Raw genomic sequence first — 13,073 nt, forward strand, 5'->3', positions numbered from 1 at the left:
GGGGTGTTGACATGATGAAAAAAGCTGTGCTGCTGATCCTGTCATTCGTGCTGGTGTTTACATTGGCCGCTTGTTCAGGCAGTTCAGGTAAAGATGTGACAGGCGGCGTTACCATTGAAAAAGTATCGGATATGGAAGGAACGGTTCGCGTTGCGCTGGCAGGCTGGCAGCTGGATAACGGGATCGATGCGCTGACAGGCAACCCGACCATCGGACTCAACGAATATTTGGATAAAACGTTCAAAAAAATGTATCCGAACATCAAACTGGAGGTTTATCAAATCCCTTGGGAGAACGTAAAAGCCAAACAAACGGCCATGCTGCTCTCCGGCGATGCGGATGTCTTGTATACCGGGGGAGCCTTTGCATCGCAATGGTACCAAGAAGGGCTGCTGCGTGACCTGGACGACTTGATTGCAAAAGATACTTCGTTTGACCCAAGCATCTATCTGGAAGGCATTATGAATAATTCCTACAGCACCAAGTCGCCGGACGGAAGTAAACAATTTGGAATTCCTGCCGTTCTTGGCCGCCGGATGACGATTTATGATAAGAAGCTGTTTGAAGACTGGGGCGTTGAAACACTCTCGGCACAACCGGGACCGGACGAAATTCTGGAGAAAGCCAAGCAGATGACCGGCAAAAACCCGAAAACCGGTGAAGACAATTTCGGTTTGTATTGGAGCGGCAACTCTTTAAACGGATCTACCTTTGTTGCATTAACCCTTGCATATGGCGCCAAAGGAGCGGAAGGATCACTGAAGGATATCAAGAACATCAAGTGGCACCTGAATTCTCCGGAAATGGTCAAAGTGCTGGAATGGCTGAAGGAAGCCGCACAGCTGCCACCGGCCGGGTTCGTGAATGCCCAGGGTGCCGAGAATTTTGGGCTCGAGAAAAACAATATTGCCATCGCGCTGGATTCCACCGGCGGCTCCACGATGAGTGAATACCGGTCGAAGCAGAACAAGGAGTTGCTGGACCGTTTTGAACCTGTGCTGAACATGGGTCCTAAAGGCGAAGGCTGGGTGGCGGTTGACCCGTTCATCATGGCAAAGAATGCCAAAGATGTGGATGCATCATGGGAAGTATTAAAGTTCTTGACCAGCTACATGACGCAAAAATACATGTATGAGAACTTCTCCAGTACCCCGACACTTAAAAACGCTGATTTCGTAACTCCGGAGGATAAGTTTGTGAAAAAAGCACTCGAAATCGCTGATGTTGGCCACTCGGAGCTCATGGATGAAGCCAATCCGTTCTACATGAGCGATATCGCTCCAGCCATTAATGGATTTATCAGCCAGGCAGCGTCCGGTAATGCTCCGGATATTCAGAAGTTTCTGGATGATCTGCAGGCTCGTGCCGAGAAGTGGTCTGCGAATCTGAAGTAAAAACAGGAGGGGACTGCACAGGTGCATGGGTTTGATAAGCGTGGTTGACTTACACGTTGTCCCTGACTTTGAAGAGACGGGCTAATCATGATGAGTATATGAGCCGAACAGCACAATATATTCCAATGTTATGTGAATCGTGCATTGTCCCGATCATGCGGGAGAAAAACCGACCGAATATGGCCGGTTTTTTTATATTTCAAGGCGGATAAAATAACATATAATGGTAAATTATTAAGTTGTAGAGAGGGGAGGGTTAATAAAAAATTAGGATAATGGATGATAACAAGCAAGCACTAAATAGTTCATAAGATTGAGCATTAATAAAAATTAAATCGATTAAGAACCAACGAAAGATTAAAAATATCTCAGTAGCGAAATTCCGCTAAAATGTGAAGCGAAATCGTAATAATAATGAAACAACCAAAATTCGATGATTATGATGATTTATAATGGCACATGAACAAACTTGAACAAGTGATCGATTAATGACGATATTAAACGACATTTTAATTAATGCCTTAGATTAGATAAATTGTAATTCAAACGAATGAATCTAGAATCAAAGAATCCAATTGGAAAGTTAAAGTTCGATAAATAGAAGATGCGCAAGAAAAAAGGATTATAACGGCTTAACATGATAGAAAGCAAAAACTTCAGATTCATACGAATCTAAATGAAAATCAGCTGTGGCGATTCTTTTCTCAACATCTGTTACACAAAACTCGTATTTTGTACATATGTCCGATATTCAACTAACGGACCTGATAGTTTAAGTACATTTCTTCTCTCTAAAACCGTTGTCATAACTCACTAAATTACACAAACAACCTCACAACAAGAAAGATACTAGTTATCCCCCAAACTGTGGTCCCCACTATAAACCAAATTATAGCTTTGGTGGATGTAATTTTCTTACTTTTCACATTTCTTCTTATAAAAGCAAGAATAACAAATCCGATGATGATGAAAGCAATAGTAATCCAAAATAATAAATTCACTTTCCACCTCCCCTATATTATTTGTAACACTTAATTCCAATCATTGTTATTTTTTTCGGGCAAAGCCAATATAAATATGGGCTACCCGGACGATTTTGCTTTTCTTTTGGTACGAAAATATTGATACTATCGTCCAGGCTCCATGACACAGCGGACTAAAGGATACTTTTTACGTTTCCATGCCTCTTTCTTGTAGAAAGTAGCACCAATACTTGTACATTTATAAGCCAACCATTGCAACGGATTTGCCCGTCGAATCTCTATTGGAATATTCATATTTTTTGCCAGTTCATGAAGCCGTTCTTCCTTGTAATGATCAGTATAAAATATTACACTAACCCCCTTTTTCAAAGCTAGTCGTCGAATTTTTGCCGCTCTTATGGCAATCATATTCCAATCCGTGAGGGATCCAATATGAAATTCAAACGTATTAAACAACCGATTGTACCATATACCGTGTCCGTATTTTTTGTTGGAAATGGTTACTTCGACAATAGGATAAATAATAGCAGCTATTATAAAAAAAAGAGAAATTGATGTACCGAGAATATTAGCTCGAAAAGCAAAAAAACTCCCGATAATAGCCATAGTGAATGATAATGAAAATACAAACTCGGTTAGCTGCAATCTTATTTTCAATTGAGTTCTTCTCCCTCGGTGATTTGTTTAGTGTTAATACCTCCAACAAGCACACAGGTCGCGGCCGACAGCTGGCCAAAATAAACCTTCCTCTCATATTACTGATTCATTTTTCTTTTCACCTCATATAACTCTCCAGACAAATAGGCTATTAACCCTGCTGAAACGTACAAGGCAATCCAATCGCCGTCTGCTCCAATAATTTTCGGAAGAAATTCAGAAGCTCCTATAATAAGGAAGACAACGAATAGCATTATGACAATTTTCAAAATGAACAACTCCTTTTAAGAGGGATAAGAATATATTTCCCGGTGTAACGTACATATATTAGCAAAACTTGATGAACTATCGTTCACAAAACTATTTGCACAACTTCTTATTTCTGTATTAGGGTTTCCATTCACTCGGTAAACCAATAGGGCATCATTTCCAAAGCCAGGGCGTTCATATAAGTAATTTTTATATGCCACTTGACTTTTATTTGCTCTTACAATTCGACTCCCAACAACTTACAAGTGTTATCCTTTAGGAGATTGGGTTAACCTCGAGAAATGTGGTAATATGATCCGTCTTCATTGAATCTATAGCCCTGGGACTCTAAGTGACCGCGCACCTTTTTGTACAGTGTTTTTCCTATGCTAATGTACTGACCGGACTCTCTTTGGGCGATGTTCAATGCATCTTCTATTAGAAGTAACTCCGTATTACTGAACTGTAGCACTTCCTCTTTATTAGCTTCTTGGCTAACATCTGAAACGTTGTCATATCGTTTTGCAATCTATCCCAAGTTTAAGCAGTCCCTTCCTTCAATTTGTGCTTGTATCTGATTCCTTCTAGCGTTTCATCCAATCATTCATGATTTTTCAGAAAGAAGTACAGTAGAATTCTCAGCCGATGAATTTGGCTCGCTTCTTCCATTATATCTCATCTTATCATCTCCTACATAGAAGACGACAAATGACGAAACTGATTCCCCCTATAAAAACATCCAGTGCCGCACAGCTGCGGGCCCTGTCGTGGAACGTACACGACATCCAGGAAGGGCTACCTGCATGGTGCGTAATTAAGATTAATAGAACGATACTCCAACTGCCTTATCTTCTCATTTTTTCTTCTTTCATAGCTACTAATTGTTTTATTAATGCTTGCCCTAAGTACTCATGCCCACGTACCCCTGGCTGTCTAATCGGTAATCGGCTAATGTTCTTGTCCTCTTCGGGAATCGGTACAAGTTCTTGTCTTTGGCTCGGGACAAGAACTTGTACCGATAAAATAAAAAAGCCGCTAAAATTGCGACTTCTTATGGGACTATATTCTTGTCCCCCGACACGAGCCCACTTCTAACTCCTGCCGGACCAAGGGCGTATGCGCGATGCGTGAATATGTTGTTATTTGCTGTTGGGGCCTTCTTCGGATCTGCTTCAAATTCTCTTATGAGTTCCTCTGTACTAGTTACTTTAACACCTATATTTCTCATTTCATGAATTCCCTTATCATAAACGCCTGATATTGCATCCTCGATCATAACCACCTTAAAGTCTCTTTCACTTGCTTGATATATACTTGTTCTTGGACAGTTCGGAAAATTGCACCCAATAAAAATCAGTGTATCTATATTCTTCACTCTCAAAAATGCTTCTAAGTTCGTTTGATAAAATGCGCCCCATCTTGGTTTATACATTACCCATTCATTATCTGCGATCAATTGTATTGTTCCTTGAAGGAGCTCCTTGTCGTCTAACTGAATTGAATTCTTCGGGCTAATCATTTCAACTAAGTCTGCTCCCGTTGATCCTGGTGTTACAATTCGAACGCCTGTTTCAATTAATTCTCTGCGGCAGATATCAACATTCGATCCATCTTCCTTATATAATCGAATCACATGGAATATCGGAATGTCTCTACTTCTGCATGCATCTAATATTAACTTCATGTGAGGCAGTACATAAACAGTACCTGCAATTTCTGCAACAGCCCCTGGCAAACTAAAATCATTCTGTGTATCAATTGTAACAACCGCACAATTGTTATAGTCAGGGTATGTATATTTACTCATCATTGACCATCCTTCTAAAATCGTATTTGCCCCAATTGCATATAACGTTCCCGTATTCACGAACCCGAGAGCCTTAAGGCAGCTTTAGCTGCCGGCCGCGACTGTGGTTAGGTTCGCAGGGTTGTCCGCCTGATTCACTTCCTCGAAATACCTCGGGCGGACCAAGGGACGGCCAAAGCCGGACCGCCGCGTGAATACTTTGTTATCTGATGCCGGTGCCTTCTTGAGAAACATTCAATAATCTTATTTAGTTCTTTGAACTTCCTTTATAATTGGTTCTGAAACTGATGCAACATCTACGACATGGTTAAGACATGAGATGCCATAGTGCTTGAATGGGCCTGGGTAATCTTCAGATGCAAATGTTCCAACTTTAATGAAGTCTAGGTACCTGGATTTACTATAAATTCTAAAGATTTTACCTTCAAACTCTTCGTAATCATCCCATGAAGTGTAACTTTCATTTCTAACAGAATATCCAATATACCATTCAAAATCCATTTGTATAAAAGGTAATGTTTCATCTACATCAATCGAATAGGTATCTTCAATTTCTTTTTCTCCAATTGTTATCGTTTCAGGAGTTTCACTAGTTCTACTTCGACTAAAGAGTAATCTAAGTGTGTTCTCTTCAGGCTCAAATATCTGCTCGAGATATATATCCTTTAAATTCAACAAGTCAGAATACTTCAAATGAGTCACTTCCTTTATTGAACTATATCGCTCTTGCACGGTTTCAGATAACGTCTTATCTACGAACTTCGTAAATTATTCCATATGTAGAGTATTCGTGAATTTATTAAACTATCCTGCCCGTTAGCTTAATGAAATTGCATGGAAACATAGTTAGATATTTATCTAATCGGTAATCGGCTAAAGTTCTTGTCCTCGACTCGGGACAAGAACTTGTACCGATAAAACAAAAAAGCCGCTATAATAGCGACTATCAATGGGACCATGTTCTTGTCCCCTGACAACAATTTTGCCCTCTTCTACTTGTTTTAAACACATAAACTTTTTGTTATGGAGCGTAAACAGTGTACATTTCCATTGCACCATGTAAAGGTGGAACTTTGTGTCGTAACCTCCAACCAAAGTGGTGACTTTGTTTCATTACTTCCAACCAAAAGGGTAGTTTTGTGTCAGTAGACGATCAAAAGGGGAACTTTGTGTCATAAATCCAAAAAAATCCTTGTCATTAAAGGATTTTTATCAAGGTTATTTTATGTCAATGTACAATTGTTTTCCTTCCTCCTCCGCGATTGATCATTTTGTTCTGGTCCTCAGCTGGGGACAAGAACTTGGTACCTTAAAACAAAAAAGTCGCTATAATAGCGACTTTGAATGGAACAATGTTCTTGTCCCTCGACATTTTTTATTATCATATTCATATTCTTAATAGTCATCGATGACTACTTTTCGGCGTAGTCCAGTTCCTTAAATCCTCCATCATAGCTCACCTCGGTCATATGTCCACCGCGTATTTCCGGATCACTTTACCGTCCTTCGAAAAAGAAACAAAGGAATTGGAATGTTTGGCTTTTTGAGTTGCGTTCTCTGCTGTTTGTTTTCCGATTTCCTCTATTTGTTTGATATCTAAAGGTCTCATCTGGTCCCTTCGCTTAGTGTTGCTTTAGACTTTATAAAATAATGATGAATTATAACAGCCCTTCTGTATCAACATAGAAGGGAAATGAGGCTGGTATGCTGCGTGATTCAAAGTAAAAATATACGTTTTTTGTCCCTTCCGTAATACCTATCTTCATATTGCCAGTGACTTCACTTTTGCTATCAATTTGATTATCTAAAAATCCTTTTGAAGTTAGGCTCCAGTTATCATTTATTGGTGTGAAGGAAGATAACGCACTTGTAGTGTACCTCTTTCTACCCTTAACATTATCATCGGCACTAATTTGAGAAAGATCTATTTTGACACTCTGATCACGATTATTTTTTATTGTAACGTTTAGTTGGACGCTTTTATCAATTTTTGTAAGAGAGTTTAATGTAATTGATACATTGTCTCGTGTGAAAGTAATTGGAAGTTTTTCGAATCTATTTAAATGAATTGTACTTCCAGATGAAACGGAAAAACCAGCTTCCTGGCCTAACTCCTTTAAAGGACCATATAAGCGACCATTAATAGTTACGATAGGATTTACTAATTTTGTTTCAGAACCATTAATCTGTAATTTGTTATATTTTACAGGAGTAGCTTTTAAATAATTCTCAGCTCCATAAGAAATTCCTGAGAAAAATATAGCACCACATAGAAATGAGATTATAATTTTTGATTTTTGTCCTTTCAAAATAACTCCCCCCAACCTAATATTTCCATAATTATAACAGTGATAATAAAATAGGTCTATATATTTATATTTAGATGCTCATATAGTCAATAAGATCTATTTACAGATGATGACATTGCATTCAATAAATTTATCCTACTTGCCTAACATACAGACATAAATCAGGTACTTTGCTATGCTTCCTACAGCCCTACTACTATATATTCTTCTTCAATTCTTTCATTCGCTTATTAAACAATAATTGTGCTGTACGAGAGATAAACGTTTTACCGCAGCCAATACATCTGAACCTGGGAGTCCCCGATGCAGAACTCACTCCGTATTTATTGGTGTGCGTAGATCCGCAATGTGGCCACCTCATTTCAATCATCATCTTTTAGTTCGTGGTAGTAATAATAATAATATAATCGGACTATATGTTCTTGTCCTTTAGATTTACGTGTTATTCTCCCCCGAATTATGTGCCTGATAATCATCAAGTAACCATAAAAATAAAAAAAAGCCACTACAATAATAGCGACTTCAAAGAGATGATCTTGACAGAATCCTCTTCTTCGAAATTCCTCGGGCAGACCAAGGTTCCGTAGGAACCGCAGTGGGAACATGTTGTTATGTGAAGTTCATGACTTCCTGAATATACTTTCAAAATCACTCCTTATTCAATGTGCATTTAAAACGTTCTACTCCAGGATACTTCTCTCCTAAACTTGTAATGTTAAAACCGAAAAGTTCACTGCATTCTTATCGGTTTCGGCTTCCATTCTTCTTGTAAGATTCTCTTCCATAAATTCCATTATTAATTTCTTTCCTAATCCTTTTCTTCTATTGTTAGATTTTATTGCTATATGTTTTAGTTCAATTTCATAATCTGTTTGATAAATAATTCCGATAAGTCCGACTAATTCATGATTTTCCATTCTTCCCAGTAATATTCTTGATTTATCATTCTTATATCGTTCATATTCTTGAATTACTCGTTTATTATCTGGATACATACATTCAGCTCAATGATCCAATCATAAAGCTCTTGCGAAGTTAATCGGATTTTATTTTTGTTCTTTGTAAGTACAATTGCACCATCAATGGGAGTACATGTCTTGATAAGACGACCCTTACAGTTATACGCTGGTTCTAAAGATATTAGATCACCGTTGATCATGTTTATTTTTAAAAGCAATGGAACTTTATCAGCCTCTAACTCGGTTGCCTGTTCGCTTGGACTTGAAGTATTAATCCAATTTATAACCCTTCGAATAATCCTTTCGTCATATCCATCTGTCATTCTGAAAATCCTTGAATCGTCTGTTCCTTTTAAACGAATTACTTGTATTGATGAAACTTCACTATCAGTTAGTTTTATTAAATTTGTTCCGTCACTAGCTTCCGCTAATACATGTGTTAAGCAAATTATTCCAGTAAACAGAAGGAACACAGTTAGTTTCATTTTCTTCAATTTTCATCACCATGGATAACTTCACCATTTTTTGGAAAAGTATGTACCCATAATTCAAACGTTTCATTGAACTATCCTGCCCATTAGCTTAATGAAATTTCTTATCTTAATCGGGATTCGGCTCATGTTCTTGTCCTTTACGGCAATCGGTACAAGTTCTTGTCCTCGACTCGGGACAAGAACTTGTACCGATAAAGCAAAAAAGCCGCTAAATTAGCGACTTTCTTTGGGACCATGTTCTTGTCCCTCGACACCTTTTTTAGCCATGAAAAAATCCCCTTCGTTTTTGGGGGCAAATGCTTCGCTAATGTACGATATTGTCTGCCTGCACCATGAGATTTGCATACAATTAAAAGTGACTCGATAGCGTCGAAGTTAAATACTTCTTTAGCAAATAACACATTCTCTAAAGTGTTCCTTGAGCGATCTTCATACACGATTACGTTTAAAGGAATACCTGCCTCAGTTAGTTTATTAACAATGACATGCGCTTCGGGTACAGTTTTATCTACCTACTTCTCATGCTTAATTCCTGTAGGGCTGACTCCTCCTGTGACAATAATCATTCTGCCCAAGCCTCTATTATAAGCGTCAATCGTGGCTTCCCAATGCCCCGGATGAGTACCTCCGAAAACAAAAATAGCATCGCAAGGTAATATTTCCTTAGATAAGAAAACGATGTCTGTTAATTCGTTTATCTGTACTTTAGTTATTTCAGGAACTACAGGATCTTTAGGTATTTGAGGTTGCATATAACACCCTCCTCAATTCAAATCATTACTCTAATATATGCGTCATACCTAATTAAGTACTGTCAATATACATATACCTGCTCGTTAGCTTAATGAAATTGTATGGAAACAAAGTTAGATACTTATCTAATCGGTAATCGGCTCATGTTCTTTGATCATCATTCTTTATTAAATGAATAGTAAAAAAACAAAAACAACAAACCATCACTCTGATGGTTTGTTGTTTTTGTTTTTGACTTATTTAAATGAAAATCTGTTTACATAGTTATCAACATATTCACGAAGTAATTTTCTTGTGTTGGGTTGTCAAATATTTTCATCGCAACCACTGACGGAATATGCGACTTCATTTTTTGAATTTCATTCTTCGTATTGATGGAACTATTCGTACATATTAGATTAATTGGTAGATCGTTTCATTGTTTTCATAATAGACTTTAACTGTATCTATCCTATTTTCTAAATCAATATTTAATTTAAAGATTATCGACGGTAAGCTCATTCCAATCATTTCATTGATCTGTTTCCATTTTGGTGCGACAGTAAGTCTTGCCCCTTCTTCAGCAATGGCTAACCATTGGTGGAAATAATTTATTATTAATTCTGAAGTGTAACGATTCAGAATTTGATGAAATACCGGCCTACTTTCAACATTAGAAAGATTCATTTGAGAAATCAGTATTTTTTTATGTTCGCCCATCGTTTAGAATGGGACCTCCCTGCACTTCCCTGAATGACTTCGTTCCAATCTTCGGCATCTCCCTCTAAACAACGGGCCAGTACCGTCAATGACGTTGCCGAAAACACATTGTAGAATACCTGCTCATATGTCGGAAATACTTGCTCCAGTAAGGCTCTACTGTTCAGCTTCGCCTGCACAAAGATTCCCGTGACGAACTCGTGCTGCCTTGTCAAATGCTGTAGCTCGTAAACGTCTCATTCCACGTTCGGTGCGCTTCACGTCGCCACGGTAGTACATCTCAGCCAGGTGCCAGTCATCCAGAGCATCTGTTTTGACTTTGCGTAACTGTGTCCTTTTCGCTCGTTTGGATTGCAACGGATTCACCATGTAATAGGTGTAGCCACTTCGATCCAAATATGAAACCAATGCACGGTGGTAATGCCCTGTTGCTTCCAGAACCACCACTGGAGCCAAACCCGTTTCAGCTTGAAGCCTACTCAGCATTTCCGCGAATTGTTCGAATCCACTCGTTCCATGCTCAATGTCTACAGCTTTTCGTTAGGGTTTGCGCTAACGCTTTTTTCAGCTTCTCCTCTTCGAAGGGATCAAGTTTTAACTCGGTTAATTTCTCTACATATAAACTGTACAAAATCGTTTCTTCCGGTTCGTATTCCGCAGATTGCTGTAACTCGTAAGCATTTCCTTCAGAAATTCAGAAGCAGGGACAATACCTTTCTCCTGTCTGTCTTGAATTCTATCTATGACATGCGCGACTTTATCCGAAAACCCGTTTAGCGCAATGAATGAACGCATTCACCTCTATGAAAGCGCTTTTGCCCTATACATAATGGTGTTAGATCGTAGTAATGTAAATATTGCAATAATATAGAATAAAAACATCGAATTGTAAACTTTGTATGAAAGGAGGTGAAAAGGGCTCGACAAACTGTAGTCTCGCTTATTCACCTGGACATAACTACGACAACGAAAGCACCGGAGAAGCCAAAAGATTATAATCCCCTCGCAAAGGAGCAAGAAGCGGCCTTTCTTGAGAGGTAGAGCATAGACCCTGGTTAAGTACAGGCTCTATTCCCGCCACCGGCTATTAAAGAAAAAAATCATATTTTTCAATTATCCTCCAAACGCTTCTATATGTCGAAGTTAAAAAGCTAAGAATGAGCGAGAAAGCAGGAGAAAACATTACTTTATAATGGGAGGGAATTTGAGATGTCCAAGTCCAAAAAAGGTTTAAGTCTAATGCTGATGTTAGCTATGACTGTTAGTTTTGCGCCCCTTAGCTCCGCGGCCGAGGACGGCACGGGCAGCATAAGCATTCCTAACCGATACAACACACCCTACTCCGTCGATGACGATGAGATCTACATCTTCACGGCCAACTACAAACCGTTCGAATATAGCACGAACGAGGACGACCACACCGGCGGCGACGTGGTATTCAACGAGATCATCGGCGACAAGCTTCGGGAAGCGTTCCCGGGACTTAAAATCAAGGTTGGCACCTGGGACTATCCGGTCCGCTATGAGGATCTGGATGCGGCCGGGATCGTACCCGATATTATCATCGATAACCCGTACAACCGGATTGATCGTGATTTCGAGCATCGCGGCTGGGTCCAGGATATGACTCCTATGATCGAGCAGAGCGGGATCGACCTGGGCTCGCTCAACCAGGCCGCAGTGGAGATGGTAAAGTCGCGGTCAGATGGCGGGATCTACGGCGTTCCGCTCTTTATCGACGACTATGTACTCTACTACAATAAGAAGATCTTCGATAAGTTTGGCGTAAAGTATCCTACGCCAGGCATGACGTACGACGAGATCTTCAAGCTGGCCAAGAAGCTGACCACCCAGGACGGGCTTGACGCCTACAAGGGTTTCATGCAGCATCCCGACAACTACTTGCAGTATAACCAGCTCGGGCTGTATCCGTTCCAGCCGACTGACAGCGAGGAGCCAGCACCTGCGGACGTGAAGGTGGACATCACGTCACCGGAGTGGAACCAATTGGGAGAGAACATCGATCGGTTCCTCTGGCTTCCTCGTAACGGGTTCACCACGGTTAACGATTTCCTCAAGGGTGACATGAGCCGTCCCGGGCATGTCGCGATGGCGGTGGACACATTGCAGAAGCTGCCGGCATACGTTGGCGACGACCTCTTCATCAAGGATGAGGATGAAGAGATCTACCATGAATGGTTGAGGAGTATCGATGTCGGTGTCACGTCGGTGCCAGTGCTCAAGAATCGTTCAGAAACGACTTACCAGCCCAACACGATGGCGGCGTTCATTCCGCCGCAGGCGCGCCATCAGGAGAAGGCCATCGAGATCGTAAAATGGCTGGTGTCGGAGGAGGGACAGGTAGCGCTATCTCGCAATGCCATCAAGGGAGTCCTGGAGACGCCGGCAGTCGTGGACAGCTTTGGTGACGACATTCCAGGGCTGGCCAACGTCGACACCTCGGGTGTGTACTGGGGTTCCAATGCTGTCGTACAGAACTACCAGAACACCGAGTACTGGGATATTCCGCTGTATTCCGTGTTCCGGCAGCACGTGTTGAAGGACGCGATGTCGGTTGAGGCGGCGTTTACCGTCACCGAGACCGTGGACATTCCCAACTACATCAAATCCCAGTCGGAATCGGGTAAAGACTGGTAAGCAAATGTCGTAGCCTTGAACAGACTCTGAGCTCAAAATAAAGAAGATCGGCTTATCGTACCTGTGCAAACAGGCGTAAGCCGATTTTTTTACAACATAGGAATGTTTAAG

At 40.4% G+C, this 13,073-nt stretch carries 14 protein-coding genes and 1 pseudogene; 2 read left to right on the forward strand and 13 right to left on the reverse strand.

Annotated elements, in window-relative coordinates:
* Positions 1–14: 14 nt before the first annotated feature.
* On the forward strand, positions 15–1,394 hold the full coding sequence (locus MHH82_RS15375) for an extracellular solute-binding protein (protein ID WP_009592677.1): 1,380 nt from the start codon (positions 15–17) through the stop codon (positions 1,392–1,394).
* Between the two features lie 1,127 nt (positions 1,395–2,521).
* On the opposite strand, the gene MHH82_RS15380 is transcribed toward MHH82_RS15375, so the two are convergent.
* The 13 genes and pseudogenes from MHH82_RS15380 to MHH82_RS15430 all read right to left on the reverse strand — a co-directional run bounded on the left by MHH82_RS15380 (position 2,522) and on the right by MHH82_RS15430 (position 10,790).
* Complete coding sequence (locus MHH82_RS15380) at positions 2,522–3,034, reverse strand: hypothetical protein (protein WP_340966589.1); 513 nt, start codon at positions 3,032–3,034, stop codon at positions 2,522–2,524.
* Between the two features lie 98 nt (positions 3,035–3,132).
* On the reverse strand, positions 3,133–3,303 hold the full coding sequence (locus MHH82_RS15385) for a hypothetical protein (protein ID WP_340966591.1): 171 nt from the start codon (positions 3,301–3,303) through the stop codon (positions 3,133–3,135).
* A 1,031-nt stretch (positions 3,304–4,334) separates the two neighbouring features.
* Positions 4,335–5,093 (reverse strand): cysteine hydrolase family protein, encoded by a 759-nt coding sequence (locus MHH82_RS15390; RefSeq protein WP_340966593.1) that lies wholly within the window; start codon positions 5,091–5,093, stop codon positions 4,335–4,337.
* A 240-nt stretch (positions 5,094–5,333) separates the two neighbouring features.
* Positions 5,334–5,783: a hypothetical protein gene (locus MHH82_RS15395; RefSeq protein WP_340966596.1), complete on the reverse strand. Its 450-nt coding sequence runs from the start codon at positions 5,781–5,783 to the stop codon at positions 5,334–5,336.
* 965 nt (positions 5,784–6,748) lie between these two features.
* Positions 6,749–7,399, reverse strand: coding sequence for a hypothetical protein (locus tag MHH82_RS15400; RefSeq protein ID WP_340966598.1), 651 nt, complete (start codon positions 7,397–7,399; stop codon positions 6,749–6,751).
* A gap of 196 nt (positions 7,400–7,595) precedes the next feature.
* The gene (locus MHH82_RS41640; RefSeq protein ID WP_445661966.1) at positions 7,596–7,772 is read right to left on the reverse strand and encodes a transposase-like zinc-binding domain-containing protein; all 177 of its coding nucleotides are present in this window, start codon (positions 7,770–7,772) and stop codon (positions 7,596–7,598) included.
* Positions 7,773–8,100: 328 nt separating this feature from the next.
* Positions 8,101–8,394 carry a GNAT family N-acetyltransferase gene (locus MHH82_RS15405; RefSeq protein WP_340966601.1) on the reverse strand — a complete coding sequence of 98 codons (294 nt, stop codon included), beginning with the start codon at positions 8,392–8,394 and terminating at the stop codon, positions 8,101–8,103.
* A complete protein-coding gene (locus MHH82_RS15410) occupies positions 8,370–8,852 on the reverse strand; it encodes a hypothetical protein (RefSeq protein ID WP_340966603.1) in 483 nt (160 codons plus the stop codon). Before MHH82_RS15410 ends, MHH82_RS15405 begins: the two co-directional genes overlap by 25 nt.
* 137 nt (positions 8,853–8,989) lie before the next feature.
* A pseudogene (locus tag MHH82_RS41645) lies at positions 8,990–9,346 on the reverse strand (ElyC/SanA/YdcF family protein); the annotation flags it as partial.
* A gap of 18 nt (positions 9,347–9,364) precedes the next feature.
* A complete protein-coding gene (locus MHH82_RS15415) occupies positions 9,365–9,604 on the reverse strand; it encodes a hypothetical protein (RefSeq protein WP_340966604.1) in 240 nt (79 codons plus the stop codon).
* 394 nt (positions 9,605–9,998) lie between these two features.
* Complete coding sequence (locus MHH82_RS15420; protein WP_340966606.1) at positions 9,999–10,304, reverse strand: hypothetical protein; 306 nt, start codon at positions 10,302–10,304, stop codon at positions 9,999–10,001.
* Positions 10,280–10,519, reverse strand: a complete 240-nt coding sequence (locus MHH82_RS15425) for a hypothetical protein (protein ID WP_340970247.1) — start codon at positions 10,517–10,519, stop codon at positions 10,280–10,282. Before MHH82_RS15425 ends, MHH82_RS15420 begins: the two co-directional genes overlap by 25 nt.
* Positions 10,461–10,790 carry an IS110 family transposase gene (locus tag MHH82_RS15430; RefSeq protein ID WP_340966607.1) on the reverse strand — a complete coding sequence of 110 codons (330 nt, stop codon included), beginning with the start codon at positions 10,788–10,790 and terminating at the stop codon, positions 10,461–10,463. The genes MHH82_RS15425 and MHH82_RS15430 overlap by 59 nt, the downstream gene beginning before the upstream one ends.
* 723 nt (positions 10,791–11,513) lie before the next feature.
* On the opposite strand from MHH82_RS15430, the gene MHH82_RS15435 reads away from it, so the two are divergent.
* Positions 11,514–12,962 carry an ABC transporter substrate-binding protein gene (locus MHH82_RS15435; protein WP_340966610.1) on the forward strand — a complete coding sequence of 483 codons (1,449 nt, stop codon included), beginning with the start codon at positions 11,514–11,516 and terminating at the stop codon, positions 12,960–12,962.
* Positions 12,963–13,073: the final 111 nt, after the last annotated feature.

The sequence above is a fragment of the Bacillus sp. FSL K6-6540 genome (assembly GCF_038007545.1).

Coding starts and splice junctions, on each gene's coding strand:
- MHH82_RS15390 (WP_340966593.1), bottom strand. CDS start 5,093: ATGATGAGTAAATATACATACCCTGACTATAACAATTGTGCGGTTGTT.
- MHH82_RS15430 (WP_340966607.1), bottom strand. CDS start 10,790: ATGCTGAGTAGGCTTCAAGCTGAAACGGGTTTGGCTCCAGTGGTGGTT.
- MHH82_RS15435 (WP_340966610.1), top strand. CDS start 11,514: ATGTCCAAGTCCAAAAAAGGTTTAAGTCTAATGCTGATGTTAGCTATG.
- MHH82_RS15375 (WP_009592677.1), top strand. CDS start 15: ATGAAAAAAGCTGTGCTGCTGATCCTGTCATTCGTGCTGGTGTTTACA.
- MHH82_RS41640 (WP_445661966.1), bottom strand. CDS start 7,772: ATGATGATTGAAATGAGGTGGCCACATTGCGGATCTACGCACACCAAT.
- MHH82_RS15415 (WP_340966604.1), bottom strand. CDS start 9,604: ATGCAACCTCAAATACCTAAAGATCCTGTAGTTCCTGAAATAACTAAA.
- MHH82_RS15420 (WP_340966606.1), bottom strand. CDS start 10,304: ATGGGCGAACATAAAAAAATACTGATTTCTCAAATGAATCTTTCTAAT.
- MHH82_RS15405 (WP_340966601.1), bottom strand. CDS start 8,394: ATGTATCCAGATAATAAACGAGTAATTCAAGAATATGAACGATATAAG.